This window comes from Nocardioides nitrophenolicus (assembly GCF_016907515.1).
GTDB classification, from domain to species: Bacteria; Actinomycetota; Actinomycetes; order Propionibacteriales; family Nocardioidaceae; genus Nocardioides; species Nocardioides nitrophenolicus.
The window spans coordinates 4,029,515-4,055,863 of sequence record NZ_JAFBBY010000001.1; the positions used below are offsets into that span (position 1 = coordinate 4,029,515).

At 72.8% G+C, this 26,349-nt stretch carries 20 protein-coding genes and 1 pseudogene; 17 read left to right on the forward strand and 4 right to left on the reverse strand.

The annotated features are described in order from the left end of the window. Positions 1-49: 49 nt before the first annotated feature. The gene (locus JOD66_RS19520) at positions 50-1,750 is read left to right on the forward strand and encodes an ABC-F family ATP-binding cassette domain-containing protein (protein ID WP_204838479.1); all 1,701 of its coding nucleotides are present in this window, start codon (positions 50-52) and stop codon (positions 1,748-1,750) included. A gap of 85 nt (positions 1,751-1,835) precedes the next feature. After that, complete coding sequence (locus JOD66_RS19525) at positions 1,836-2,018, forward strand: DUF5302 domain-containing protein (protein WP_141800140.1); 183 nt, start codon at positions 1,836-1,838, stop codon at positions 2,016-2,018. Between the two features lie 6 nt (positions 2,019-2,024). Here JOD66_RS19525 and JOD66_RS19530 read toward each other — a convergent pair whose 3' ends face one another. Next, positions 2,025-3,113, reverse strand: a complete 1,089-nt coding sequence (locus JOD66_RS19530) for a S1C family serine protease (protein WP_307823614.1) — start codon at positions 3,111-3,113, stop codon at positions 2,025-2,027. 471 nt (positions 3,114-3,584) lie between these two features. Between JOD66_RS19530 and JOD66_RS19535 the strand changes: the two genes are divergently transcribed. Further along, complete coding sequence (locus tag JOD66_RS19535; RefSeq protein WP_204838481.1) at positions 3,585-4,637, forward strand: type IV toxin-antitoxin system AbiEi family antitoxin domain-containing protein; 1,053 nt, start codon at positions 3,585-3,587, stop codon at positions 4,635-4,637. 153 nt (positions 4,638-4,790) lie between these two features. Here JOD66_RS19535 and JOD66_RS19540 read toward each other — a convergent pair whose 3' ends face one another. After that, positions 4,791-6,419, reverse strand: a complete 1,629-nt coding sequence (locus tag JOD66_RS19540; RefSeq protein WP_204838482.1) for a long-chain-fatty-acid--CoA ligase — start codon at positions 6,417-6,419, stop codon at positions 4,791-4,793. A gap of 92 nt (positions 6,420-6,511) precedes the next feature. Between JOD66_RS19540 and JOD66_RS19545 the strand changes: the two genes are divergently transcribed. The 4 genes from JOD66_RS19545 to JOD66_RS19560 all read left to right on the forward strand — a co-directional run bounded on the left by JOD66_RS19545 (position 6,512) and on the right by JOD66_RS19560 (position 12,969). Next, complete coding sequence (locus tag JOD66_RS19545; RefSeq protein WP_307823615.1) at positions 6,512-10,369, forward strand: Pls/PosA family non-ribosomal peptide synthetase; 3,858 nt, start codon at positions 6,512-6,514, stop codon at positions 10,367-10,369. Between the two features lie 3 nt (positions 10,370-10,372). Further along, positions 10,373-11,674 carry a M1 family metallopeptidase gene (locus JOD66_RS19550; protein WP_204838483.1) on the forward strand — a complete coding sequence of 434 codons (1,302 nt, stop codon included), beginning with the start codon at positions 10,373-10,375 and terminating at the stop codon, positions 11,672-11,674. Positions 11,675-11,807: 133 nt separating this feature from the next. After that, the gene (locus JOD66_RS19555) at positions 11,808-12,305 is read left to right on the forward strand and encodes a Uma2 family endonuclease (RefSeq protein ID WP_275580087.1); all 498 of its coding nucleotides are present in this window, start codon (positions 11,808-11,810) and stop codon (positions 12,303-12,305) included. Positions 12,306-12,426: 121 nt separating this feature from the next. Beyond that, a complete protein-coding gene (locus tag JOD66_RS19560) occupies positions 12,427-12,969 on the forward strand; it encodes a Uma2 family endonuclease (protein ID WP_204838485.1) in 543 nt (180 codons plus the stop codon). A gap of 65 nt (positions 12,970-13,034) precedes the next feature. Here the strand turns inward: JOD66_RS19560 and JOD66_RS19565 are convergent, their stop codons facing one another. Further along, positions 13,035-14,324 carry a citrate synthase gene (locus JOD66_RS19565; protein ID WP_204838486.1) on the reverse strand — a complete coding sequence of 430 codons (1,290 nt, stop codon included), beginning with the start codon at positions 14,322-14,324 and terminating at the stop codon, positions 13,035-13,037. A 22-nt stretch (positions 14,325-14,346) separates the two neighbouring features. Continuing rightward, positions 14,347-15,246, reverse strand: a complete 900-nt coding sequence (locus tag JOD66_RS19570; protein WP_204838487.1) for a bile acid:sodium symporter family protein — start codon at positions 15,244-15,246, stop codon at positions 14,347-14,349. A 309-nt stretch (positions 15,247-15,555) separates the two neighbouring features. On the opposite strand from JOD66_RS19570, the gene rplM reads away from it, so the two are divergent. From rplM to JOD66_RS19620, 10 genes and pseudogenes are all read left to right on the forward strand, one after another. Continuing rightward, positions 15,556-15,999, forward strand: a complete 444-nt coding sequence (gene rplM, locus JOD66_RS19575) for a 50S ribosomal protein L13 (protein WP_204838488.1) — start codon at positions 15,556-15,558, stop codon at positions 15,997-15,999. Between the two features lie 33 nt (positions 16,000-16,032). Next, on the forward strand, positions 16,033-16,533 hold the full coding sequence (gene rpsI / locus JOD66_RS19580; RefSeq protein ID WP_204838489.1) for a 30S ribosomal protein S9: 501 nt from the start codon (positions 16,033-16,035) through the stop codon (positions 16,531-16,533). 106 nt (positions 16,534-16,639) lie between these two features. Beyond that, positions 16,640-17,995 (forward strand): phosphoglucosamine mutase, encoded by a 1,356-nt coding sequence (gene glmM, locus JOD66_RS19585; RefSeq protein WP_204838490.1) that lies wholly within the window; start codon positions 16,640-16,642, stop codon positions 17,993-17,995. Positions 17,996-18,029: 34 nt separating this feature from the next. Beyond that, positions 18,030-19,385 carry a sensor histidine kinase gene (locus JOD66_RS29600; protein ID WP_204838491.1) on the forward strand — a complete coding sequence of 452 codons (1,356 nt, stop codon included), beginning with the start codon at positions 18,030-18,032 and terminating at the stop codon, positions 19,383-19,385. Continuing rightward, positions 19,378-20,043: pseudogene (locus tag JOD66_RS19595) on the forward strand (response regulator); the annotation flags it as partial. The gene JOD66_RS29600 and the pseudogene JOD66_RS19595, both read left to right, overlap by 8 nt. A gap of 240 nt (positions 20,044-20,283) precedes the next feature. Then, positions 20,284-21,192, forward strand: coding sequence for an ABC transporter ATP-binding protein (locus JOD66_RS19600; RefSeq protein WP_372442628.1), 909 nt, complete (start codon positions 20,284-20,286; stop codon positions 21,190-21,192). After that, positions 21,189-22,379, forward strand: coding sequence for an ABC transporter permease (locus JOD66_RS19605; RefSeq protein WP_204838494.1), 1,191 nt, complete (start codon positions 21,189-21,191; stop codon positions 22,377-22,379). Before JOD66_RS19600 ends, JOD66_RS19605 begins: the two co-directional genes overlap by 4 nt. Before the next feature lie 41 nt (positions 22,380-22,420). Further along, positions 22,421-23,320: an ABC transporter ATP-binding protein gene (locus JOD66_RS19610; RefSeq protein WP_204838495.1), complete on the forward strand. Its 900-nt coding sequence runs from the start codon at positions 22,421-22,423 to the stop codon at positions 23,318-23,320. Further along, positions 23,317-24,108, forward strand: coding sequence for an ABC transporter permease (locus tag JOD66_RS19615; protein ID WP_204838496.1), 792 nt, complete (start codon positions 23,317-23,319; stop codon positions 24,106-24,108). Before JOD66_RS19610 ends, JOD66_RS19615 begins: the two co-directional genes overlap by 4 nt. Before the next feature lie 56 nt (positions 24,109-24,164). Then, the gene (locus tag JOD66_RS19620; protein WP_204838497.1) at positions 24,165-26,342 is read left to right on the forward strand and encodes a hypothetical protein; all 2,178 of its coding nucleotides are present in this window, start codon (positions 24,165-24,167) and stop codon (positions 26,340-26,342) included. The last annotated feature ends 7 nt before the right edge of the window (positions 26,343-26,349 follow it).

A 26,349-nucleotide genomic window follows, 5' to 3' on the forward strand; every position in this document is an offset into this window, starting at 1 on the left:
AGCTAAACCGCTCGCCAGCCGGCGGCCTCGTCGCGGAGAATCGACCCTCGTGGGTCATGTGGAGGTCGCCGGCGTCCGGTACGAGCTGCCCGACGGGCGGGTGCTGCTCGACGACGTGTCGTTCCGGGTCGGCGAGGGCGCCAAGGTCGCGCTCGTCGGCGCCAACGGCGCGGGCAAGACGACGCTGTTCCGGATCATCACCGGTGACCTGACGCCCCACGCAGGCGCGGTCACCCGCTCGGGCGGGCTGGGAGTGATGCGCCAGATGGTCGACCGCGGGCTCGGCGAGGAGCCGACGATCGCCGACCTGCTCCTCTCGCTCGCCCCCGAGCGGGTCCGGAAGGCCGCCGCCGAGGTCGACCGCTGCGAGCTCGCGCTGATGGACACCGACGACGAGGCCACCCAGCTGGCCTACGCCCACGCGCTCGCGGAGTACGCCGACGCCGGTGGCTACGACGTCGAGGTGGTCTGGGACGTCTGCACGGTCAAGGCGCTGGCGCTGCCCTACGACCGGGCCAAGTACCGCGAGCTGCGCACCCTCTCGGGCGGCGAGCAGAAGCGGCTGGTGCTGGAGTACCTGCTCGCCGGGCCCGAGGAGGTGCTGCTGCTCGACGAGCCCGACAACTTCCTCGACGTCCCCGGGAAGATCTGGCTGGAGCAGCGGATCGCCGCCTCCGACAAGACGATCCTGTTCATCAGCCACGACCGCGAGCTGCTCGCCAACGCCGCCACCCACGTCGTCACCGTCGAGCTCGGCGCGGGCGGCGGGGGCAACAGCGTCTGGACCCACCCGGGCGGGTTCACGTCGTACCACGAGGCCAGGAAGGACCGGTTCGCCCGCTTCGCCGAGCTGCGCCGGCGCTGGGACGAGGAGCACGCCAAGATCAAGGCGCTGGTGCTGCGGCTGAAGGTCAAGGCGGAGTACAACGACGGCATGTCCTCGCAGTACCGCGCGGCGCAGACCCGGCTGCGCAAGTTCGAGGAGGCCGGCCCGCCGACCGAGCAGCCGCGCGAGCAGCAGGTCACGATGCGGCTGTCCGGCGCGCGCACCGGCAAGCGCGCGGTCGTGTGCGAGGACCTCGAGCTGACCGGCCTGATGAAGCCGTTCGACCTCGAGGTCTGGTACGGCGACCGGCTCGCCGTGCTCGGCTCCAACGGCTCCGGCAAGTCCCACTTCCTGCGCCTGCTGGCGGCCGGCGGCAGCGACCCCGACGTCGAGCACCGGCCCGTGGGCGACGTCCCCATCGCGCCGGTCGCGCACTCCGGCCGGGCCCGGCTCGGCGCGCGGGTGCGGCCCGGCTGGTTCGTGCAGACCCACGAGCACCCCGAGCTGACCGGTCGCACCCTGGTCGAGATCCTGCACCGCGGCGACGGCGTGCCCAACGGCCGGCAGGGGATGGGCCGCGAGGCGGCCAGCCGGGTGCTCGACCGCTACGAGCTCGCCGCCAGCGCCGAGCAGCCCTTCGAGTCGCTGTCCGGCGGTCAGCAGGCCCGCTTCCAGATCCTGCTGCTCGAGCTCTCCGGCGCCACCCTGCTGCTGCTCGACGAGCCGACCGACAACCTCGACGTGCAGTCCGCGGAGGCTCTCGAGGAGGGTCTCGCCGCCTTCGACGGCACCGTCGTCGCGGTCACCCACGACCGCTGGTTCGCCCGCGGGTTCGACCGGTTCTGCGTCTTCGGGGCCGACGGCACGGTCTACGAGTCCGACGGCCCGGTCTGGGACGAGGGCCGGGTGGCGCGGGTCCGGTGAGCGACGCGAGCCATTAATGCCTTGGCTCGCGGGCACCTGGATGCGACGGTGGGGGAGTCACCCCCACCGCTGCGGAAGGACCACCATGACTGCCAACGGCGCCAACGACGACCTCAAGGCCAAGATGCGCGAGGCCCTCGACCGCAAGAACCACAAGGAGCAGGGCGTGCACGCCGACGGCCCGACCAAGGAGAAGGCGCACGGCTCCGAGGTGGTCGGCGGCGCTCCGAAGATGCACCGCCGCAAGGCCGGTGGCGGCGGCTCCTAGGATCCCCTAGCCGTCCGAGCCGAGCTTCAGCTCGGTGCTGCTCTCCTTGCTGCCGCGCAGGTAGGTCACCTTGACCTCGTCGCCGGGGCGGTAGGAGCGGATCGTCGCGATCAGCGACTCGCTGCCGTCGATGCGGTGGTCGTCGATCGAGGTGATCACGTCGTCCTGCTTCAGGCCGGCGTCTTCGGCGGCGGAGCCCTTCTCGATGGAGGCGATGCGGGCGCCGCTGAGCGTGGTGTCGCTGGAGCCCGCCGTACCGGCCACGTCGGCGACCTGGATGCCGAGCCGGGCATGGGTCGGGGTTTCCCCGGCCTTGAGCTGGTCGATGATCGGCAGCACCTCGTCGATCGGGATCGCGAAGCCGAGGCCGATCGAGCCCGACTCGGCGCCCTGGCCCGAGGAGGTGGAGCGGATCGAGGCGTTGATGCCGACCAGCTGGCCGTCCATGTTGACCAGCGGCCCGCCGCTGTTGCCGGGGTTGATCGCCGCGTCGGTCTGGATGGCGGGATACGCCGTGGCATTGCCCTGGGCGTCGCGCGCGACCTCGACCGGCCGGTCGAGCGCGCTGACGATGCCGCTGGTGACCGTGGCGTCGAGGCCGAAGGGCGACCCGATCGCCACGACCTGCTCTCCGACGTCGAGGTTGCTGGACTTGCCGATGGTGATCGGCTTCAGGTCGGAGACGCCGTCGACCTTGACCAGGGCGGTGTCGGTGAGCGGGTCGGTGCCGACGACGGTGGCCCGCACCTTCTTGCCGTCGTTGAACGACACGGTCACCTCGGCCTGGTCGGCCGGGATCTGCCCGCCCAAGGTGACCACGTGGTCGTTGGTGAGGATCAGCCCGTCGGTGTCGAGGATGACGCCCGAGCCGCTGCCGGCCGAGCCGCCGCCACTGACGCCGAGGGCCACCACGGACGGCAGCACCGTCGACGCGACGGACTCCACGCTGCCCGTGGCCGCGGGCCGGTTGCCGTTGTCGACGACCGGCAGCGACGACGAGCCGCCGGCGCTGCCGGAGCCGCCCTGGGAGCTGTCGTAGAGCGCCGCGGTGGCGACCCCGGCCCCACCCCCGACGACCAGGGCGCCGGTCAGCACCGCGACCGCGAACCCGGCCCGCCTCGGTCGCCGGTGTGGGGCCGGCGCCCTCTCGAAGGAGGGGGGCGGGAACGCGGGCGGAGCGGGAGGAACCGGCGGGGTCGGCGGAATCGGGGGCAGGGCCTGGGTCATGTCACCCACTGTGCGAGCGGTCCCTGTGATCCGGCTGAGGACGGGGTGAGGAGTTCCGGTGAGAGGCCGGTGCGTCGCGGGGGTGGGGCGCGGCTGGCCCGACCGCTGTAACACGTTGTCCACCCGACAACCTGGCCCGAATCAGCTGATCGGAGCGCTGTGGCGGCCGTTTTCTGCTGACAGCGGGCGACCAGACGTATGGACAGCGTGTTACATCACCCGTCCCGGCACGTGCGCATCGCTACCGCGAGCATCCACAGCCGGCACGCAGGCGAGGGTCGTCCACAGGCGGTGGGCTCGGGGTCGCCGGAGGGAAGGCGGACGGCTGATCGTCTTCGCATGAATGCTCGGGTGGGCGCGCTGATGAGCGCGCAGTGGGGCCTGATCACCAGGCGTCAGGCGATCGGTGCCGGCATGCTCGGCCACCGGATCGACAGCCTCGTTCGCGCAGGGACGTGGATCGCCGTCCGGCGAGGGGTGTACGCCGAAGCGGCGTACGTCTCCTCGCTCACCACCTACCCCCACCTCAGGGTGCTCACGGACCGGGCCGACAGTCTGCGCGTCGACGACCCGCATGTGATGTCCCACCACTCCTCAGCGCTCGTCCAGCAGCTCGACGTGCTTCGTGAGCCCGAGCCGGTGACGCACATCGGCCGTCCCGGCATCGTCGGCGCTCACCTGCGCCATGGCGTCAAGCATCACCTGGCGCCGTTCGAGCCGGGCCAGGTCGTCGAGATCGACGGGGTGCCCGTCCTCGACCCCTCGCGGACCAGCCTCGACATCGCTCGCGAGCACGGCTACCTGCAAGGCCTGGTCGCTGCTGACTCCGCCCTCCGCGCAGGCGCGACGCTCGTCGATCTCGAACGGGCGGCGAGCTCGATGACGTCGTGGCCGAACGTCACCGTGGTGCGCGATGTCATCGCGTCCGCGTCCCCGCTCACGGACTCGGTCGCCGAGACGCTCGGCCGGGACCTCGTCAGCCAGCTCGGCTACGGCGTACCTCAGCCACAGTTCGGGCTCACGGCGGAGGGCCGGACCGTGTGGTGCGACCTGCGTCTGGGACGGCACTTCTTCGAGATCGACGGCAGGTCGAAGCTGCGCTCGGTGGGCGCCGGCGGCTTCGCCGTGAAGGATCCAGAGGACGTGCTCTGGGACGAGAAACTGCGTCAGGACTTCGTGACCGGGTTCAAGACAGGCGTGTCGCGGCTGACGTGGAGGGACTTCTTCGGACGTCGGCGACAGATCGCGCTGGAGCGCTGTCGTCGGGAGTTCCTCGACACCTGCTCCCGGTTCGGTGCGGACGCGACCGATCTCGCGCAGTTCCGCCCCCGCCATGCCAAGCCGCGCGTCGTCGTACGACGGGGGCCGGTCCTTCCGACGTGGTCGCCGTGAGGCTCACGCCTGAGCTGTAACACGCTGTCCGCACGACTGGGCGACGGCTGTCAGCAGGAAAGCCCCTCGAAGAGCCTCTCCGCTGCGGAAAAGCGCCGACCAGCCTGGTGGACAGCGTGTTACAGCGCCCCCGGCGAACCACGCGGGCCGGGCTCAGACCTGGCGCTCCTGCTCCTGCCAGTACGGCCTGCGCAGCTCGCGCTTGAGGATCTTGCCGGTGGGGTTGCGGGGGAGCGCGGTGATGATGTCGACGGACTTGGGCGCCTTGAAGTGCGCCAGCCGCTCGCGGGTCCACTCGATGAGCTCGACCTCGGTGGCGTCCGCGCCCTCCTTGAGCGCGACGACGGCCTTGACCGACTCGCCCCACGTCGGGTCGGGTACGCCGATCACCGCGACCTCGAGGACGCCGGGGTGCTCGGAGAGGACCCGCTCGACCTCGGGGGAGTACACGTTCTCGCCGCCGGTGATGATCATGTCCTTGAGCCGGTCGGAGACGAACACGTAGCCGTCCTCGTCGACGTGGCCCATGTCGCCGGTGCGGAACCAGCCGTCGTCGGTGATCACCTCGGCGGTGGCCTCGGGCTTGTTGAGGAAGCCCTTCATCAGCTGCGGGGTCCGCAGCCAGATCTCTCCGTGCTCACCCACCCCCACGTCGGTCAGGGATGCGGGGTCGACGATCCGGACCTCGCACTCCGGCAGCGGCTTGCCGGCGGACACCAGTCGCTCCGGGTGGCCGGAGGACTCGGCGGTGCGGTGGTCCTCGGGCATCAGGTGGGTGGCGACGCCGGCGACCTCGGTGAGTCCGTAGACCTGGATAAAGTCGGTGTCGGGCCAGGCCTCCATCGCGGCGCGCAGCAGCGGGGGCGGCATCGGTGCGGCGCCGTAGGTGTAGGTCTTGAGCAGTCCGAACAGCTTGATCGCGTCGGGGCCGGCCTGCAGCACCTGCGCGAGGACGGCGGGCACCAGGAAGGTGCGGTTGGCGCCGGCCAGGATCGCGCCGGCCAGCGAGGCCGCGTCGGGCTCGCGGGTCATCACGCTGGGGATGCCGTCGTGGATCCCGAACAGGACGTACGACGAGCCGCCGACGTGGAACAGCGGCATGGCCACCATCGACTTGTCGCCGGGCTCGAAGCCCCAGCCGTCGTGGGCGTTGATGGTGTGCTTGACCATGTTGCGGTGGGTGAGCATGACGCCCTTGGGCCGGCCGGTGGTGCCGGAGGAGTACATCACCAGGCACACGTCGTCCTCGAGCACGTCGGGCCCGTCGTCGCACGGCGTGGCGGAGGCGAGGAACTGCTCGTAGGGGTCGTCGTCCCCGCCCTCGGGGGTGACCTCGATGATCTTCTCGACGTTGGGGAGCCGGTCGCGGATCGCCTCGATGGTGGGCATCAGCTCGCGGCCCACGAAGAGCACCTTGGCGCCGGAGTCGTTGACGGCGTAGTCGATCTCGTCGCCGGCCGAGCGCCAGTTGATGATGGCGTTGGCCGCGCCGATCGAGCCGGCGGCCAGGCTGATCTCGACGCAGGCCGGGTGGTTCTTGTCGAGGAAGGAGACGACGTCACCGCGCGCCACGCCGAGGTCGCGCAGGCCGCCCGCGGCGCGGTGCACCCGGTCGTGCCACTCCTTCCAGGTCCAGGTCCGGCCGAGGTAGGTCATCGCCTCGGCGTCGGGCGTGGCCTCGGCCCAGTAGTTGAGCCGGTCCTCGACATAGGTCGGCTCGGGCGGCGTGGCCGGGGGCCAGGCCTTGGTCGCAGGGGTGGTGGACTCCGTCGTCGCGCTCACGCGTGAGATTGTGGCCCACATCACAAAACGGCACAACGGAGCACGCATCGCCCGGCCACTTCCCGTTCACCTCCGTCGACGAGGATCGAGAGGTGAATCCCCTGCTCCGCGGCGACGAAGCGCCCGCGCCGCGCACGCTCGTCGACGTGCTCCGACGTACGGCGGCCGACCACCCGGACGCGATGGCGCTCGACAGCGGCAACGACACGGTGACCTACGCCGAGTTCGCGGAGGCCGCCGAGACGGTGGCGGTCGAGCTGGCGGAGCTCGGGATCGGGCCGGGGGACAAGGTCGGGGTGCGGCTGCCGTCGGGCACCACCGACCTCTACGTCGCGATCATGGGGATCCTGTTCGCCGGCGCCGCCTACGTGCCGGTCGACGCCGACGACCCGGAGGAGCGCGCCCGGCTGGTGTTCGGGGAGGCCCGGGTCGCGGCGCTGATCGGCCCGGGGCTGGTCATCGAGGCCCGCCGCGAGGCCGCCGCCCGGTCCCGGCGCGACCCGGCGCCGGACGACGACGCGTGGGTGATCTTCACCTCCGGCTCGACCGGCACGCCCAAGGGCGTGGCCGTCACCCACCGCAACGCCGCCGCCTTCGTCGACGCCGAGTCGCTGATGTTCCTGCGGGACGCCCCGATCGGCCCGAGCGACCGGGTGATGGCGGGGCTGAGCGTCGCCTTCGACGCGAGCTGTGAGGAGATGTGGCTGGCCTGGCGGTACGGCGCCTGCCTGGTCCCGGCGCCCCGCGCACTGGTGCGCAGCGGCGTCGACGTCGGCCCCTGGCTGACCGCCAACGACATCACCGTGGTCTCGACCGTGCCGACCCTGGTCAGCCTGTGGCCCGACGACGCGCTGGCGCGGGTCCGGCTGCTGATCCTCGGCGGTGAGGCGCTGCCGCCCGAACTGGCCGCCCGCCTGGTCGAGCCCGGGCGCGAGGTGTGGAACACCTACGGCCCGACCGAGGCCACCGTCGTCGCCTGCGGAGCCCCGGTCGAGGCCGAGGGGCCGGTGCGGATCGGGCTGCCGCTGGCCGGCTGGGACCTGGTCGTCGTCGACCCCGCGACCGGCGAGCCGGTCGCCGAGGGGGAGCGCGGCGAGCTGATCATCGGCGGCGTCGGCCTGGCCCGCTACCTCGATCCCGCGAAGGACGCCGAGAAGTACGCGCCGATGCCGACACTCGGCTGGGAGCGGGCCTACCGCAGCGGCGACATCGTGGTCAACGACCCGGCCGGGCTGCTGTTCGCCGGCCGTGCCGACGACCAGGTCAAGGTCGGCGGCCGCCGGATCGAGCTGGGCGAGATCGACTCGGCGCTGCTGGCCCTGCCCGGCGTGAGCGCGGCGGCGGCCGCCGTACGCCGCACCAGCACCGGCAACCAGCTGCTCGTCGGCTATGTCGCGACCACCGCCGACTACGACGGCGCCGCGGCCACCGCCCACCTGCGCGCCACCATGCCGGCCGCCCTGGTGCCCCGGCTCGCGGTGGTCGAGGAGATCCCGACCCGCACGTCCGGCAAGGTCGACCGCGACGCGCTGCCGTGGCCGCTCGCGGCGGCCGATCCCGCCGACGCGGGCCTGCACGGCACCGCCGCGCGGATCGCCGAGGTCTGGCAGCAGGTGATCGGCGCGGCGCCGGACGGCCCGAGGTCCGACTTCTTCGACCTGGGCGGCGGCAGCCTGACCGCCGCCCAGGTGGTCACCCTGCTGCGCGCCGACCAGCCCGAGCTGACCGTCGCCGACCTCTACGAGCACTCGACCGTCGACGGCCTGGCGGCCTTCCTCGACTCCCTGGAGCCGAGCGCACTGGCCGAGCAGAGCCGCAAGGTGATGCCGATCCCGCGCAAGACCCAGATCGGCCAGGTGCTCGCCGTCCCGCTGCTGCGCGCGCTCGCGGCGCCGCGCTGGGTCGCCGGGACGCTGACCGCCGCCCGGCTCGGCCACGACCTGCTCGACATCGCCTGGCTCCCGGCCGTGCCGTGGTGGGTGCTCACGCTGCTGCTCGTCGTGTTCGTCAGCCCGCCGGGCCGGATGCTCCTCGCCGCCAAGCTGGCCCAGGCGGTGCTCGCCGGCGTGACCCCGGGCGCGTACCCGCGCGGCGGCAAGGTGCACCTGCGGATCTGGACTGCCGAGCGGCTGGCCGACGAGCTGGGGGCGACCCGGCTGGCCGGGGCGCCGTACATCACCTGGTACGCCCGGCTGCTCGGCGCCAAGGTGGCCCGTGGCGCCGACCTCCACTCGCTGCCGCCCGTCACCGGGCACCTGACCGTCGGGAAGGGCGCGTCGATCGAGCCGGAGGTCGACCTCACCGGCTACTGGATCGACGGCGACACCCTCCATGTCGGCGGCATCCGGGTCGGCCGGCGGGCCCGGGTCGGCACCCGCTCGATGCTCTGCCCGGGCGCGGTCGTCGGCGACGACGCCGAGGTGGCGCCGGGCTCGGCGGTGTTCGGACAGGTCCCCGCGGGGGAGTTCTGGTCGGGCGCGCCCGCGACCCGGGCCAGCTCCGCGGCGCGCGGCCCGTGGGCCGAGCGGCCGGCCGCCTCGCGCCGCTCGCTGCGCACCTGGGCGACGGCGTACGGCGCCGTGGCGGGCCTGCTCTCCTGCCTGCCCGCGCTCGCCGTGCTGGTCGTGGCGGTGCCCGTCCTGCTCCTGGCCGACCTCGGCAGCACGACCGGGCCGCGCGACGCGGTCGGCGCGCTGCTGCCGTGGCTGGTGCCCGGCGTGGTGGCCGGCTGCGTCGTGCTGGCGCTGCTGGTGCTGGTCGTGGTGCGGCTGCTGGCCCGCGGGATCAAGCCCGGCGCGCACCCACTGCAGAGCGGAGCGGCGCTGTGCGTGTGGTCCACGATCCGGGTCCTCGACGAGGCTCGGACCTGGCTGTTCCCGCTCTACAGCTCGCAGCTCACGCCCGGCTGGCTGCGGCTGCTCGGCGCGCGGATCGGCAAGGACGTGGAGGCGTCGACCGCGCTGATGATCCCGTCCCTGGTCACCGTCAGCGACCAGGCCTTCCTCGCCGACGACACGCTGATCGGCGGCTACGAGCTCGGCGGCGGCTGGCTGCGCGCCGAGCGGGTCAAGGTCGGCAAGCGCGCCTTCGTCGGCAACTCGGCGATGGCCGCGCCCGGTCGCAAGGTCCCGAAGCGCTCCCTGGTGGCGGTGCTCTCGGCCGCGCCGGCCCGGGGCACGGTCAAGGCGGGCGAGTCCTGGCTCGGCAGCCCGCCGGCCCCGCTGCGCCGCGCCGAGCAGGGCTCCGCCGACGAGCGGACCTATGCGCCGCCGACCCGGCTCAAGGTCGCCCGGGCCTGCTGGGAGATCGCGCGGCTGCTGCCCGTCACCCTCGCCGTCGCGCTCCACCTCGGCGTGCTGCTGGGCAGCCTCGCCGTGTGGGACCGGCACGGCGCGCTCGCCGGGCTGCTCGTCGTACCCGTGCTGCTGTGGGCGGCCGGCCTGGTCGCCGCCGTGGTCGCCGTGCTCGCGAAGTGGCTGCTGGTCGGCCGGGTCCGCGCCGGCTCGCACCCGCTGTGGAGCTCCTTCGTGTGGCGCAACGAGCTCGCCGACACCTTCGTCGAGGTGGTCGCGACGCCCTGGTTCGCCGGGCTCGCGACCGGGTCGCCGCTCATCGCCGTGTGGTTCCGTGCGATGGGTGCCACGGTCGGCCGCGGCGTGTGGTGCGAGTCGTACTGGCTGCCCGAGCCGGACCTCGTCGACCTCGGCGACGGCGCGACCGTCAACCAGGGCAGCGTCGTGCAGACCCACCTCTTCCACGACCGGCTGCTCGCCACCGACACGGTCCGGCTGCGCCGCGGCGCCACCGTCGGCCCCAACTCCGTGGTGCTGCCTGCCGCCTCGTTGGGCAAGCACGCTACGGTCGGGCCGGTGTCCTTGGTGATGAGGGGGGAGTCCGTGCCGGACAAGACGCGTTGGATCGGCAACCCGATCGGGCCGTGGGTCGACTGAGCCGTGCCGAGCCTGCCGAGCGCTGACCCCTACCTGCCGGGCCACGGCGACCCGTCGTACGCCGTGCGGCACTACGACCTCGACCTCGCCTACGTCCCCGACGGCAACCGGTTGAGCGGCACCGCGGTGCTCGACCTGGTGGCCCGTGAGCAGACCGCCCGCCTGGTCCTCGACCTGGCCCACCTGCGCGTCTCGAAGCTGCGCCTCGAGGGCGCACGGCTGAAGAAGTGGTCCGCGCGCGAGCACCGGCTGGTCCTCCAGCTCGACCGCCCGGTCGGCCCCGACACCCCGCTGCGGCTCACCGTCACCTACGGCGGCTCGCCGAAGCCGCTCGTCGACCGCCACCACGGCGACGCGGGCTGGGAGGAGCTCGAGGACGGCGTCATCGTCGCCGCGCAGCCCCACGGCGCGCCCACCTGGTTCCCGTGCAACGACCGGGCCGACGACAAGGCGACCTACCGGATCGTCCTCGCCGCACCCGCCGGCTACACCGTGGTCAGCAACGGCACCCTCGCCGCCCACCAGCGCCGGGCCGGTGGGGAGAGCTGGACCTGGGTGATGGACCGGCCGATGGCGACCTATCTCGCGACCGTGCAGATCGGCCGCTACGCCACCACCGAGCACGATCGGCGTACCCGCACCATCGCGCCGCCCGACGCCGACCTGGCCGACTCCTTCGACCAGCAGCCCGCGATGCTGGCGTTCTTCGAGCGCGTCTTCGGGCCCTATCCCTTCGACGCCTACGCCGCCGTGATCACCGACGACGACCTCGAGATCCCCCTCGAGAGCCAGAGCCTGTCCACCTTCGGGCGCAACTTCTGCTCCTCCGACTGGGAGCAGGTCCGGCTGATCGCCCACGAGCTGGCCCACCAGTGGTTCGGCAACGCGGTGACCCTGCGCCGCTGGCAGGACATCTGGCTGCACGAGGGCTTCGCCTGCTACGCCGAGTGGCTGTGGTCGGAGGAGAGCGGCGGGCCGCGCACCTGCGACGAATGGGCTCGCCACCACCACGACCGGCTCACCGACCTGCCCCAGGACCTGCTCCTCGCCGACCCCGGTCCGGAGCTGATGTTCGACGACCGCGTCTACAAGCGCGGCGCCCTGGCGTTGCACGCGCTGCGGGTGGCCGTCGGCGAGGACGCCTTCTTCGGCGTGCTGCGCGACTGGGCGTCCTCGCGCGCGGGGGAGTCGGTCACCACCGACGACTTCCTCGCCTTCGCGTCCGCGCACACCGGTGCGGACGTCGCGGCGGTGCTGCGGCCGTGGCTGTACGACGTCGCACTGCCGGGTTTTCCACAGGCCTGACGCTCCGGGTTGCGCCCGGCGTTGCGGTTGCGGATCGTGGGGGCCTCGGCGACGATCTCGGGAGACGCCGAAACCGGAGGGAGCAGCGATGACCGTGGCGATGGAGCCCACTGACGAGCTGCGGCGCATCCCCATGAGCTGGGAGGACTTCCTCGACCGCCCCGAGACAGGTGAGTACTACGGGGGGTGCCTGGTCGTCATGCCGCCGGCTAGCAAGCAGCATCAACGGATCGTCATGCGTCTGACGCACCTGCTCGCCGGTGGCCTTCCGTCCGGTGCGGAGGTGCTGCCTTCGCTCGGCTGGTCGCCGCGCGGCGTCAGGGAGTACCTCATCCCCGACCTGACGGTCTTCCGCGACGAGAGTGACGAGGCCGTCTTCGCCGGCATCCCGCTGCTGGTCGTCGAAGTGCTCTCCACCAACCGCCGAGACGACCTGGTGGGCAAGGTGCAGCGCTACGCCGCGTGGCGGTCGCCGTCGTACTGGATCGTCGACCCGCGCGACCACCAGGTGCTGACCATGGACCTGGTCGACGGCCTCTACCTCGAGACCGGCCGCTTCACCTCGGACCGGGCCACCCTGCGCTACGGCGACATCGAGGTCCCCGTCGACATCGACGCCCTGCTCGCCTGAGCCAGGCTGAGGCCGACTCATCCACAGGCCGGCGGGTCGCGGTTGCGGCCAGGGGTCCGTTTGCGGATCGTTGGGGCCTCGGCGACGATCTCGGGAGACGCCGACACCGGAAGGAGCAGCGATGACCGTGACGATCGAGCCCACCGACGAGCTGCGGCGCATCCCCATGACCTGGGAGGACTTCCTCGACCACCCCGAGACCGGTGAGTACTACGGGGGGTGCCTGGTCGTCATGCCGACGCCGAGCAAGAAGCATCAGCAGGTGCTCAAGCGCCTGGAGCGGCTGATCGACGCGACCCTGCCGCCCGGCGCGGAGGCGCTCCAGTCGCTCGGCTGGTCGCCACCGGGCGTACGCGAGCTCCTCATCCCCGACCTCACGGTCTTCCGCGACGAGAGCGACGCCCCCTTCCTGTCCGGCATCCCGCTGCTGGTCGTCGAGGTGCTCTCCACCAACCGCCGCGACGACCTCGTGGGCAAGGTGCAGCGCTACGCCGCGTGGCGCGCGCCGTCGTACTGGATCGTCGACCCGCGCGACCACCAGGTGGTGACGATGGAGCTCGTCGACGGCCTCTACCTCGAGACCGGCCGGGTCACGGGGGGCCGGGCGACTCTGCGGTACGGCGACGCCGATGTCGCCCTCGACATCGACGCCCTGCTCGCCTGATCCCACTGCCGAAAATGCGAACGACCCCGGTCACCAGGTGACCGGGGTCGAGACAGGAGGTGGGGTCAGGCCCAGCGCTCCTCGGCGGCGACGAAGGTCAGCCCGCGGTCGCCGGTGTAGATCTGCTTGGGGCGGGCGATCTTCTGCTCCTTGTCGCCGGTCAGCTCCAGCCACTGCGCGAGCCAGCCGGGGGTGCGGCCGATCGCGAACAGGACGGTGAACATCTCGGGCGGGAACTCGAGCGCCTCGTAGATCAGGCCCGAGTAGAAGTCGACGTTGGGGTAGAGGCGCCGCTTGACGAAGTACTCGTCCTCGAGGGCGATCTTCTCCAGCTCCTGGGCGACCTCGAGCAGCGGGTTGACCCCGGTGACCTCGAAGACGTCGTCGCAGGCCTTCTTGATGATCTTGGCGCGCGGGTCGTAGTTCTTGTAGACCCGGTGCCCGAAGCCCATCAGGCGCTCGTCGCCGTTCTTGACGCCCTCGATGAAGGCGGGAATGTTGTCCTTGGTGCCGATCCGGCGCAGCATCCGCAGCACCGCCTCGTTGGCGCCACCGTGGAGCGGGCCGAAGAGGGCCCCGATGCCGGCGGCGACGGCGGAGTAGGGGTCGACCTGCGAGGAGCCCACCGAGCGGACCGCGTTGGTCGAGCAGTTCTGCTCGTGGTCGGCGTGCAGGATGAAGAGCACGTCGAGCGCCTTGACGATGCGCGGGTCGCCGGCGTACTTCGACTCGCTCATCTTGAACAGCATCGAGAGGAAGTTCTCGGCGTACGACAGCTCGTTGTCGGGGTAGACGTACGGCTTGCCCTGCGCGTGGCGGAAGGCCCAGGCGCCGAGGGTCGGCATCTTGGCGATCATCCGGACGATCTGGATGTGCCGGTTCTCCGGGTCCTCGATCCGGGCGGACTCCGGGTAGAACGTCGAGAGGGCCCCCACCGACGCCATCAGCATCCCCATCGGGTGCGCGTCGTAGCGGAAGCCCTCCATGAAGCCCTTCACGTTCTCGTGCACGAACGTGTGGTAGGTGATCTCGTGCACCCAGGCGTCGTACTGCTCCCTGGTGGGCAGCTCGCCGTGGATGAGGAGATAGGCGACCTCGAGGAAGTTGGACTTCTCGGCGAGCTGCTCGATCGGGTACCCGCGGTACTCGAGGATGCCCTTGTCGCCGTCGATGTAGGTGATGGCGCTGCGGCAGGAAGCCGTGTTCACGAAGCCCGGGTCGTAGGTCGCGATGCCCGGCTCGTCGTCGTTGAGCTTGATCTGCCCGAGGTCGGCGGCCTTGATGGTGCCGTCGGTGATCGGGATCTCGTACTCCGCGCCGGTGCGGTTGTCGCGTACGGTGAGAGAGTCAGTCACCCTGCCAACCTAGTCGGCCACGTCACAGAGCCGGTAGCCGGTGTCCCGAAGCGTGACCCGGGGCACCCGGACGGCCCCGGGTGAGCAGCCAGCCGGCGAGCAGCGCGAGCGGGAACATCACGACGCCGTACACCGCCGCCGGGACCGCCAGCGTGTCGTGCTCCAGCACGCTCAGCGCCACCGCGATGGCGAGCGTGCTGTTGTGGATGCCGACCTCGAACGCCGACGACAGCGCCTGTCGGTCCGGTACGCCGAGCGCCCGCGGCAGCGCGTAGCCGACGGTGAGGCTGAGCGCGCAGAACAGGACGGTCGCGACGCCGATCTCGGCGAGGTAGTCGGCGAGGTTCTCGCGCTCGCCGACGAGTGCGCCGACGATGACGAGGGCGAGCACCGCCGCGGAGGCGATCCGCACCGGACGGTCGGCCCGCGAGGCGAAGGCGGGGGAGGTGCGGCGGACCAGCATCCCGAGCGCCACGGGCACCAGGACGATCGCGAACACCTGGGCGGTCTTCGCCGGCTGGAGGCCGATGTCGTCGGCGCCGGTCGGCTCGAACCAGCCGATCGCGAGGTTGACCACCAGCGGCAGGCTCACCACCGCGATCACCGAGTTGACGGCGGTCAGCGTGATGTTGAGGGCCACGTCGCCGCGGAACAGGTGGCTGAACAGGTTGGCCGTGGTTCCTCCCGGGGACGCGGCCAGCAGCATCATGCCGACGGCGAGGATCGCCTCGAGCTCGAGTGCCAGCACCAGGCCGAAGCAGAGCAGCGGGAGCAGGACCAGCTGGGCGAGGAGCGCGACGACCACGGGCCGGGGCGCGCGGCCGACCCGGCGGAAGTCGTCGACCGTCAGCGCCAGGCCGAGGCCGAACATGATGATCGCGAGGGCGGCGGGCAGACCGATCGACACCAGACCTGAGTCCATGCGCCCCGAGTGTGGCACAGGTCACGTCCGGTGCCCGTGGGTCCGGGCCGGCGCCGGAGGGGGCGAGGCGTTTTGACCCGCGTTCCCGGCCTCACGTAGCCTAGGCGGTCGCGTCTTCTGCCGCTTCGTACGCCGTCCCTCGGGTGGCCGTCGGGGCAGACCCGGATCGCTCACGGATCGTCGAGAGACGAGCGTGCGTGGGCCGGGCTGAGTTCGTCAGGAGAACGCCGCCCGAGCAGCTCGCTGCGACGGCACCCGGGTCGGCGACCGCCGGATCGGGAAACGAACTAGCAAGGAGGGTGCATTCTCATGCGCACCTACGCTCCGAAGCCCGGCGACGTCGAGCGCGCCTGGCTCGTGATCGACGCGACCGACGTCGTCCTCGGTCGCCTGGCTGTCACCGCCGCCAACCTGCTGCGCGGCAAGCACAAGCCGATCTTCGCTCCGAACGCCGACACCGGTGACTACGTCATCGTCGTCAACGCCGACAAGGTCGCCCTGTCCGGCAACAAGCGTGCCGACAAGCTCGTCTACCGCCACTCGGGCTTCCCGGGCGGTCTGACCGCGACCCCGATCGGCGAGGTCCTCGACAAGGACGCCCGCAAGGCCGTCGAGAAGGCCGTGTGGGGCATGCTGCCGAAGAACCGTCTCGGTCGGCAGATGATCAAGAAGCTGAAGGTCTACAGCGGCCCGGCTCACCCGCACCAGGCCCAGAAGGCCGTGCCCTACGAGATCTCCCAGATCTCCCAGTGACTTCTCGACTGATCTGAACGGACTGAGGACAACGTGACTGAGAACATCAACGAGGTCGAGGAGACCTTCGAGACCGACGAGCAGGGTGTCGCCTACACCAGCGAGACCTCCCCGTCGGCCGTCGCCGACAACCGCCCCGTGACCGTCGCCCCCGGCGCGGCCACCGGTCGCCGCAAGGAGGCCGTGGCCCGCGTGCGGATCGTCCCGGGCACCGGCAACTGGACCATCAACGGCCGGACCATCGACGACTACTTCCCCAACAAGCTGCACCAGCAGGTCGTCAACGAGCCCTTCGCGGCTCTCGGACTCGAGGGCCGCTTCGACGTGATCGCCCGCATCCACGGTGGTGGCATCACCGGCCAGGCCGGCGCCCTGCGCCTCGGCGTGGCCCGCTCCCTCAACGGGGTCGACGTCGACGCGTACCGCCCGACCCTGAAGAAGGCCGGTCTGCTGACCCGCGACGCCCGGGCGACCGAGCGCAAGAAGGCCGGTCTCAAGAAGGCCCGCAAGGCCCCGCAGTACAGCAAGCGCTGATCCCACCAGGATCACCACGACAGGGCCACGCACCGCAGCCGCGGTCCGTGGCCCTGTCGGTATTTCCACCCCACCATCCGCACCACACTCGTCAGGGGGACGGCACGTGCCGCGCATCTTCGGGACCGACGGGGTCCGTGGACTGGCCAACGACAAGCTGACCGCCGAGCTGGCCGTCGACCTCGGCAGCGCCGCGGCCCGGGTGCTGGTCGAGCACGGCGGCTACAGCCGGCCGCGGCCGCTCGCCGTGGTCGGTCGGGACACCCGGATCTCCGGGCAGTTCCTCGAGCACGCCGTCGTCGCGGGCCTCGCCTCCGCGGGGGTCGACGTGCTGCGGCTGCGGGTGCTGCCGACCCCCGGCGTCGCGTACTTCACCGACGCGCTCGGCGCCGACGTCGGCGTGGTCATCAGCGCCTCCCACAACCCGATGCCCGACAACGGCATCAAGTTCCTGGCCCGGGGCGGGGTCAAGCTCGACGACGCCCTCGAGCGCGAGATCGAGGCGCTGCTCGGCCAGGACTGGGACCGGCCGACGGGTGCCTCGGTGGGCCGGGTGACGCCGTACGGGCCCACCGTCAAGGAGTACGTCGACCACCTGGTCCGCACCCTCGACGCGCCCACCGGCAAGCCGCTGACCGGGCTCAAGCTGGTGCTCGACTGCGCCCACGGCGCGGCCAGCGAGGTCGGGCCCCGCGCCCTGGCCGCGGCCGGCGCCGAGGTCGTCACCATCGGCGCCTCGCCCGACGGCCTCAACATCAACGACGGCTGCGGCTCCACCCACCTCGAGCCGCTGCGCAAGGCGGTGCTGGACCATCGCGCCGACGCTGGATTCGCGGTCGACGGCGACGCCGACCGGTGCCTCGCGGTCGACCACACCGGCGAGGTCGTCGACGGCGACCAGATCATGGGCATCCTCGCGCTCGCGCTGCGCGAGTCCGGCGGACTGGTCGGCGACACCCTGGTCGCCACCGTGATGAGCAACCTCGGGCTGCTGCAGGCCATGGAGCAGGCCGGCGTGACGGTGGTGCAGACCGCGGTCGGCGACCGCTACGTCCTCGACGAGATGCGCCGCGGCGGCTTCAGCCTCGGCGGCGAGCAGTCCGGCCACGTGATCATGCGCGAGCACGCCACGACGGGCGACGGCATCCTCACCGCGCTCCACGTCGCCCGCCGGATGGCCACCACCGGCCGCTCGCTGCGCGACCTCGCCGCCGTGATGACCCGGCTGCCCCAGGTGCTGGTCAACGTGCCGGGCGTCGACCGGGCCCGGACCGACGACCCGGCGCTCCTCGAGGCCGTCGCCGGCGCCGAGGCCGAGCTCGGCGCGACCGGCCGGGTGCTGCTGCGTCCGTCCGGCACCGAGCCCCTGGTCCGGGTGATGGTGGAGGCGCCGACCTCCGCGCAGGCCGACGCGGTCGCCCAGCGGCTCGCGGACGTGGTCCGGGAGCGGCTCGCGCTGTAGCGGCGCGCGTCGTCTTGTCATCTAGAGTCGCCGGGTGCCTGCCGTCGGTCCCGCCCTGCGCGCCCGTCTGGGCGCGTACTTCGCGGTCGACGACGACTGGGACCGGGGCAACCCGCCGGTCGCGCGGCGCGACGTCGTCAACGGTGCGGCGGTCGAGGTCGCCGGGGTCGTCACGCTCGAGCTGGCCCGCAGCGCCGGCGCCTTCCAGGAGGTCGACGCGCCGTGGTGGGTGATCTACCTGGTCATGTCCGCGGCCGCGCTGGCGCTCGTGCTGCGGCGCCGCTTCCCGCTCGCGGTGGCGGTCTACCTCTCGGCGCACATGTTCGTGACGGGGATCGCGATGCCCCAGGTGATGGGGCAGATAGCGCTCCAGATCTGCTACTTCCTGGGCCTGTTCTCCGCGATGGCGTGGGGACGCAGCCGGCGCTCGGCGCTCCTGGTCAGCGGCACCATCCTGGCCTTCATGCTGTGCTGGGTGGCCTGGCAGTTCGCGATGGGCCAGAGCGTGCAGTCCTGGCTGGACACCGCCGGCGCCGACGAGCGGTTCGGCTTCCTGCCGCCGGTGCCCGCCATCGTGCTGCTCACCTTCATCATCAACGTCGTCTACTTCGTCGGCGCCATCGTCGGCGGGCAGGTCGCCTGGCGTAGCGCCCGGCAGCGCGCGGCGCTCGCCGAGCAGGCCCGCACCATCGCCCGGCAGACCGTGACCCTCCAGGAGCGCGCGGTGATGGACGAGCGGCTGCGCATCGCCCGCGAGCTGCACGACGTCGTCGGCCACCACGTGTCGGTGATCGGCGTCCAGGCCGCGGGGGCGCGCCGGGTGCTCCACCAGGACCCACCGGCCGCGGCCGGCGCGCTCGGCGCGATCGAGACGAGCGCCCGCGAGACCATCGCCCAGATGCGCTCGCTGCTCGGCACCCTGCGCGACCTCGAGGGGCGCCGTGAGGACCCGTCGGCCGGCAGGACCCGCGCGGCCACCCCCGGGGTCGCCGATCTCGAGGAGCTGGTCGCCAGCCGGGCCTCGGACCGGCTGCGCACGTCGTACGTCGTGGTCGAGGACCGCTCCGGCGCGGCGGCCCGGGTGCCCGAGACCGTGGGCCTGACCCTGTACCGCACGACCCAGGAGGCGCTGGCGAACGTCGTCCGGCACTCGACGGCGACCAGTACGTCGGTGCGGCTGCGGGTCGCCGAGGACGCCGAGCGGCCCTTCGTCGAGGTCGAGGTGCTCGACGACGGCCGGCCGCGCCCTGGCACGTCGAGCACCGGCATGGGCCACCTCGGGATCCGCGAGCGGGTCGCGTCGCACCGCGGCGAGGTCGAGATCGGGCCGCGGGCCACCCGTGGCTACCGGGTGCGGGCCCGGCTGCCCCTGGACGGTGCCGATGAGTGAGCGCCTGCGCGTCCTGCTCGCCGACGACCAGGCCCTGGTCCGCTCCGGCTTCCGGATGATCCTGTCGGCCGAGCCCGACATCGAGGTGGTCGGCGAGGCCGCGGACGGCGCCGAGGCCGTCGAGCTGGCCCGGCGGCTGCGGCCCGACGTGGTGCTGATGGACGTGCAGATGCCGCGGGTCGACGGCATCGCCGCGACCGCCGACCTGGTCGCCGAGGGCACCGGGCGGGTCGTCATCCTCACCACCTTCGACCGGGACGACTACCTCTTCGACGCCCTCCGGGCCGGTGCCAGCGGCTTCCTGCTCAAGAACGCCGAGGCGGAGCAGCTCGTGGAGGCGGTGCGCACGGTCGCCCGCGGGCACGCCCTGCTCGCCCCGGAGGTCACCCGCCGGGTGATCGCCGAGATGGCCGCCGGGCCCACGCGCGCCGCCGAGCCCGACCCCGAGGACGCCCGGCTGCTCGACCTGCTCACCGAGCGGGAGAGCGAGGTACTGGCGCTGCTCGGCGAGGGGCTGTCCAACGCCGAGATCGCCCGGCGGCTGTTCGTCGGGGAGGCCACGGTCAAGACCCACGTGTCGGGCTGCCTGGCCAAGCTCCAGCTGCGCGACCGGGTGCAGGCCGTGGTGTTCGCGCACCGGGTCGGCCTGGTCGGCTGGGGCGTGTCTCCCAAGTCGGCGCCGTCGCGAGCGGCGTTTCCGGCCGATCTGGCAAGGCGGCGGAGCGATGTCGTGCCGGATCGCCCTTCGAGCGACGCCAACGCAGCCAGATCGAGTCGGAAACGTCGCGCAGCAGGCGGGGACTTGGGAGACACGCCCTAGACCTGGGGCCCCTCCGCCGGACGGGGGAGCCGGATCCCCACCTCGCGACGGATCCGCCGGGGCCGCGGAGTCCCTAGCGTGGAGCCCGTGATCGAGACCAGAGGCCTGACCCGCCGGTTCGGCGAGCGCACGGTCGTCGACGACGTGTCCTTCGACGTCCCGGCCGGGATGCTGACCGGCTTCGTCGGGGGCAATGGCGCCGGGAAGACCACGACGATGCGGATGGTCATGGGGCTGCTCGGCATCTCCGCGGGCGAGGTCCGCTGGCAGGGGCGGCCGATCACGGCGGCCGACCGCCGCCGCTTCGGATACATGCCGGAGGAGCGCGGCCTCTATCCCAAGCAGCGGATCCTCGACCAGCTGGTCTACCTCGGCGAGCTGTCCGGACTGCCCAGCAGCCGGGCCCGCGCGTCCGCGACGGCGAGCCTGGAGCGGTTCGGCCTCGCCGACCGCGCCGGCGACCGGGTCGAGAAGCTCAGCCTCGGCAACCAGCAGCGGGTCCAGATCATCGCCGCGCTGCTCCACCAGCCCCAGGCGCTGATCCTCGACGAGCCGTTCTCCGGCCTCGACCCGACCGCGGTGGACTCGATGGTCGACCTGCTGCGCGAGGAGACGGGGCGCGGCGTGCCGGTGCTCTTCTCCAGCCACCAGCTCGACCTCGTCGAGCGACTCTGCGACCGCCTCGTCGTGCTGCGGGCCGGCGAGGTCGTCGCCCAGGGCGAGGTCGAGGAGCTACGGGCCCGTGGACCGGAGCGGCTCCGGGTGGTCACCGACCGCGACGCCGGCTGGATCCGCGACGTCGCGGGACTCCACGTGCTCGACGTCGACGGTGCCGAGGCGCTGGTCGAGCTGTCCGACCACGACGAGCGGGCGGCCGACGCCGTACGCCGGGCGATCCTGACCGCCGGCCTGGACCGCGGCGAGATCCGCGAGCTCGCGACGGTCCGCACCCCGCTCTCCGAGATCTACCGGGAGGTCACCGCATGAGCGACCCGATCGAGTCCCGACCGGCCGAGCGGCCCTGGCTGCTCGTGGCGCGCCGGGAGGTCGCGACCCGGCTCACCGACAAGTCCTTCCTCATCGGCACCCTGGTCACCCTGGTGGTGGTGGTCGGCTTCCTCGGCTGGACGATCTGGTCCGAGGACCGCACCAAGACCGTCACGGTCGCGGCGACGGCCGCCGACGCGAGCGTCGCCCAGCTGCTCGAGCGCGAGGTCCCGAAGGTCGACGACGGGCTCGAGATCGAGCTGGTCGAGGTCGACTCCGACGCCGCCGGCGTGACCGCCCTGGAGGACGAGGACGCGGACGTGCTGCTGCGGCCCGCGGACGACGGCTGGACCCTGGTCGGCCGCACGGAGGTGCCCGGTGACCTGACCACCGCGGCGGAGAGCGTGATCCGCGACGCCGCGCTGACGACGAACGCCGAGCGGGCCGGCACCTCGCTGGCCGAGCTGCGCCAGGGCGGCTCGGTCGACACCGCGCTGCTCGAGGGCGACGCCGAGCGCCAGGACTTCGCCCAGGGGATGGGCTTCCTGCTGGCCTTCCTCTTCTACTTCGCCGCGGTCAGCTTCGGCTACACCCTGGCCGGCAGCGTGGTCGAGGAGAAGGCGAACCGCATCGTCGAGATCATCACGACCAAGATCCCGGTCCGGCAGCTCCTGGTCGGCAAGATCGCCGGCAACACCCTGCTCGCGCTCGGCCAGACCGCGCTGATCGTCGCGGTCGGCCTGGTCGGGGTCTCCTTCACCGAGTACTCCTCGTACCTGTCCGGCGTCAGCGCGGGCGTCGGCTGGTTCGCCGCGTTCTTCCTCATCGGCTTCCTGTTCATCGCCTGCTGGTGGGCGGTGGCCGGAGCGCTCGCCAGCCGGGCCGAGGACCTGCAGGCGACCGCGACCCCCCTGACCTTCGCGATGATGGCCGTGTTCTTCGGGGCCTTCCTGTTCGAGGGGACCGTGCAGACCGTCGCGTCCTACGTGCCGCCGTTCTCGGTCGTGCTGATGCCGATCCGGGTGCTCGAGGGCGATGCCGCCGCGTGGGAGCCGCTCCTGGCGATCGCGCTCCTCCTCGCGGCGATGGCGGCGACGGTGGTCCTCGCGGAGCGGATCTACCGCCGGGCCCTGCTGCAGACCCAGGGGCGCGTGACGCTCAAGCAGGCCTGGACCGCGGCCGACTGACCGGCGCCCCACGCCGGTCCCCTCTCTGGAAGGTGACAGACATGACAGCCCCCACGTTGGCGATCGACGGGCTCACCAAGCAGTTCGGCGCGATGCGCGCGGTCGACGACCTCAGCTTCACCGTGCGCCCCGGAGCCGTCACCGGCTTCCTGGGCCCGAACGGAGCCGGGAAGACGACCACCCTGCGGATGCTGCTCGGCCTGACCCGGCCGAGCGCGGGCCGGGCGCTGGTCGGCGACCGGGAGTACGCCGCGCACCCACGGCCCGGTCGGGTCGTCGGCGCCGCGCTCGAGGCGTCCAGCTTCCACCCCGGGCGCACCGGGCTGGCCCACCTGGAGGTGTTCGCGCCGCAGGTCGGCGTCTCCCGCGCCCGGTGCCGTCAGGTGCTCGAGGCGGTCGGTCTCGACCACGCCGCCACGCAGCGGGTCGGACGCTACTCGCTCGGCATGCGGCAGCGGCTCGGCCTCGCGACCGCACTGCTCGCCGACCCGCCGGTGATCGTCCTCGACGAGCCGACCAACGGACTCGACCCCGAGGGCATCGTGTGGATCCGGCAGCTGCTGCGCCGCTTCGCCGGCGAGGGCCGCACCGTGCTCGTCTCCAGCCACCTGCTCCGCGAGGTCGAGGCCAGCGTCGACGAGGTGGTGGTCATCGCCCAGGGTCGGCTGCGGCACGCCTCCTCGCTGGCCGAGCTGCGCACCCGGGCCACCCCGGCGGCGTACGTCGTCGCGCCGCGGGCCGACGCGGTGCGGGCCCTGGCGCACGAGCGCGGCTGGACCGCGACGGCCGACGGCGACGGCCTCGTCGTCGACGGCGCGACCGCGGCCGAGGTCGGCGCGGCCGCGCACGCCGCGGGGCTCGAGCTCCACGAGCTGGTCCGGCGCGACGTCGACCTGGAGGCGCTCTTCTTCGAGCTCACCCGGCCGGAGGCGGACCGATGAGGGCGGCGCTGCTGGCGGAGTACCGCAAGCTGGTCACCACCCGGATCTGGTGGCTGCTCCTCGTCGTCATGGTCTGCTATCTCGCCTTCGTGGCGGCCGCCGTGTCCTCGACCTTCGTGTTCGTGCCCGACGGCGCCGAGCCGCCGCTCGCGGGCGTGGACGCCGCGCGTGCTACGTACTCCCTGGTCAACGGCGTCGGTTACGTCTTCCCGCTGGTCATCGGCAGTCTCGCCATGACCACCGAGTTCCGGCACCGCACCATCACCCAGAGCCTGCTCGTCGAGCCGGACCGCACCCGGTTCCTGCTCGCCAAGCTGCTGTCCGTGCTGCCGATCGGACTGGTCGCCGGCGTGGTCGGCCAGCTGGCGACCGTCGCCGGAGGCGCTCCACTGCTCGCGATCAAGGGCGACGGCTCGTTCCTCGGCGACGGCGAGGTGGTCACCGGGCTGCTGCTCGGCGTGGTCGTGGTCGCGCTGTGGGCGGTGATCGGGGTCGCGTTCGGCAGCATCCTGTCCAACCAGGTCGCCGCGATCGTGGTGATCCTCGCGTTCACCCAGTTCGTCGAGCCGATCGTCCGGATCGGGCTGGGCCAGGTCGACGCGCTCGCCGGAGCCGCGGCGTACCTGCCCGGCGGTGCCGCGGACTCGCTGATCGGCGCGTCCTTCCTCGGCAGCGCGGGCGCCGTCGACCTGCTGCCGCGGTGGGCGGCGGTGCTGGTGCTCGTGGGGTACGCCGCCGTCTTCGCCGTGATCGGGAGGCTGACCACGCTTCGTCGCGACATCGGCTGACCGCAGGGCCCTCCGCGACTACGCTGGGCAGGTCTCGGCTGATCGTGGGGGGTGCCATGACGAGACTGCGAGCGCTGGCTCTGGCGACCGGAGGTGTGCTGGCCGGCAGCCTGCTGGCCGTCGTGGGGACGGCGGTGCCCGCACGGGCCGCCGCCGACCCGTGCGCGGGCGCGGTGCCCGGCGGGCTCACCCGCTTCGAGTGGGACGGCGAGGCCACGGACGACGCCTGGTCCACCCCGAAGAACTGGAAGGGCGACGTCGCTCCGGGCACCGTCGAAGCGGCGATCGTGTGCTTCCCCGACCTGGGCCGGCACTACGACGTCGACGCGACGGCGGTCTACGTCCACGTCCAGGCGCTCGGCGCGGCCGGTGACGTCACCATCACGGCGACCGACTCCCGGCTGCTGGTCTACGGCGGCGCGTCCCGCGACATCGTCTCCACCATCGGCTCCGACGCCGAGCTGGACCTGCGCGCGAGCTACTTCGGCGGGACCGGCGTGGTCGAGCTCGCCGGTCGCCTCGGCTGGGGTACGGCCGGCTTCGGGACGGTCAGCCTCGACAACGACATCTGCGACGTCCAGGGACTCGACCTGGACAGCTGCGGACACGCCACCGCCCCGCTGCCCACCCACGGCAGGCTGCGGGTCCTCGACGGTGGCGTCGTCACGGTCGCCGGACGGGGCGTGAACCTCGCCGACGGGTACGCCCTCGATGTGGCCTCCGGCGGCCGGCTGCTGCTCACCGGTGCGGGCTACGTCGCCGCCGACCGCGACACCGCGATCACCGTCGAGCCCGGCGGCATCCTCGAGCTGGCCGGGGACGCGAGCGTGTTCGAGGGCGAGGACAACGACCAGCCCGACCTGGCCCGGCTCACCAACGACGGCACCGTCCTCAAGTCGGCCGGAGGCGGCGCCAGCGCCCTCAACGTCACGTACGCCGGTACCGGGCGGGTCGACGTACGCACCGGTGGGCTGAGCATCTCCGGCACCGCCCCGATCACCGCCGACCTGCGCGCCGGCGCCCGGCTCGGCACGGCCTCCTGCGGCGACGCGGGCCCGGCGAGCGACGCGGCGCGCCCCTGTCTGCCCACGACCAGCGCGACCGACCGCCAGATCGCGGTGCTCGCGCCGCGGCAGGCGACCACGGGCGTCGTGCTCCAGGAGGGGGCGACCCTGACCCAGGCCGGCGACCTCCAGCCGGCCGTCAGCATCAGCGCCCCGGCGGTGCCGAGCACGCTCTACCTGGAGCTGCAGGACCCGCGCCCGGCCGCCGAGCTGGTGGTCTTCCGGTCGCGGCCCGGCCTCCAGCAGCGGATCCCGCTGTGCGGCGCCGGCGGCACCCTGCCGCCCCGGGTGAGCGCGTGCATCGTCGGGCGCCGCGGCGAGGGAGGCAGGTCCCAGCTCGAGGTGGTCACGACCGACCCGTCCGGCCTGTGGAGCCTGCGCCCGTCCGCGGTCGACTTCGTGCGGCTGGTCGATCCGCTGGTCGGCGCGCGCGAGGGCTGCGCGGTCAGCCAGCCGGCGTACCCCTTCGTCGCGCGCGAGCAGATCCGGCTGCTGCGGCCCGGGGGCTACGCCCTGTACTTCTCCACGATCGAGAACGACCCTTCCGGCGGCGTGGCGGTGCACACCGGCGTCGGGGGACCGGGCCGCGCCGAGGTGCCGATCCCGGTGACCGCCAACGGCTGGGTGGCGGTGGTCGCCACCGGCGCCGACGGCCGGCCCGAGTCGACCGGGTCGTTCCGGGTGGTGGCCACGCCCGCGGTGACCTTCCGCAAGCGCAGCCGGGCCGCGATCGCGGGCCGGCCGTTCGTGATCGAGGGCCGGGTCAAGCCGAAGGGCAGGCGCGTCGTCGAGCTGTACGCCGTCCGGGTGACCGGCGCGAGCGGCGTCCTGGCGCCGACGCGGGAGCGGGTCCGCACCGACCGCAAGGGCCGGTTCCGGGTGGTGCACCGCCCGAAGCGGGCCGGGCGCTGGGTCTATGCCGTCCGGGTACGCGGCAAGGGCGCGCTCAGCACCGCCATGTCGCGGCAGGCCGTGCGGGTCAGCGTCCGCGCGCCCGCCCCGGCGCCCCCGCCGACGGTGGTGCGGCACGTCCGCGCGGCCGAGACCACGACCACCACCGCGTCCGCCGACACCCCGCCGCCGGTCGACCCGCTGGACCTGATCGGCCCGTTCTACCCGGGCCGGGTGCAGCGCGCCGCGCCCGCGTGCCGGTTCCAGGTCGCCCGGTGAGGCGGTG

What these genes read in the sequence shown, in the direction of transcription:
- JOD66_RS19525 (WP_141800140.1), top strand. Translation starts at nt 1,836, where the DNA reads ATGACTGCCAACGGCGCCAACGACGACCTCAAGGCCAAGATGCGCGAG.
- JOD66_RS19535 (WP_204838481.1), top strand. Translation starts at nt 3,585, where the DNA reads ATGAATGCTCGGGTGGGCGCGCTGATGAGCGCGCAGTGGGGCCTGATC.
- JOD66_RS19555 (WP_275580087.1), top strand. Translation starts at nt 11,808, where the DNA reads ATGAGCTGGGAGGACTTCCTCGACCGCCCCGAGACAGGTGAGTACTAC.
- JOD66_RS19560 (WP_204838485.1), top strand. Translation starts at nt 12,427, where the DNA reads ATGACCGTGACGATCGAGCCCACCGACGAGCTGCGGCGCATCCCCATG.
- JOD66_RS19570 (WP_204838487.1), bottom strand. Translation starts at nt 15,246, where the DNA reads ATGGACTCAGGTCTGGTGTCGATCGGTCTGCCCGCCGCCCTCGCGATC.
- rplM (WP_204838488.1), top strand. Translation starts at nt 15,556, where the DNA reads ATGCGCACCTACGCTCCGAAGCCCGGCGACGTCGAGCGCGCCTGGCTC.
- JOD66_RS19605 (WP_204838494.1), top strand. Translation starts at nt 21,189, where the DNA reads ATGAGCGACCCGATCGAGTCCCGACCGGCCGAGCGGCCCTGGCTGCTC.
- JOD66_RS19610 (WP_204838495.1), top strand. Translation starts at nt 22,421, where the DNA reads ATGACAGCCCCCACGTTGGCGATCGACGGGCTCACCAAGCAGTTCGGC.
- JOD66_RS19615 (WP_204838496.1), top strand. Translation starts at nt 23,317, where the DNA reads ATGAGGGCGGCGCTGCTGGCGGAGTACCGCAAGCTGGTCACCACCCGG.
- JOD66_RS19620 (WP_204838497.1), top strand. Translation starts at nt 24,165, where the DNA reads ATGACGAGACTGCGAGCGCTGGCTCTGGCGACCGGAGGTGTGCTGGCC.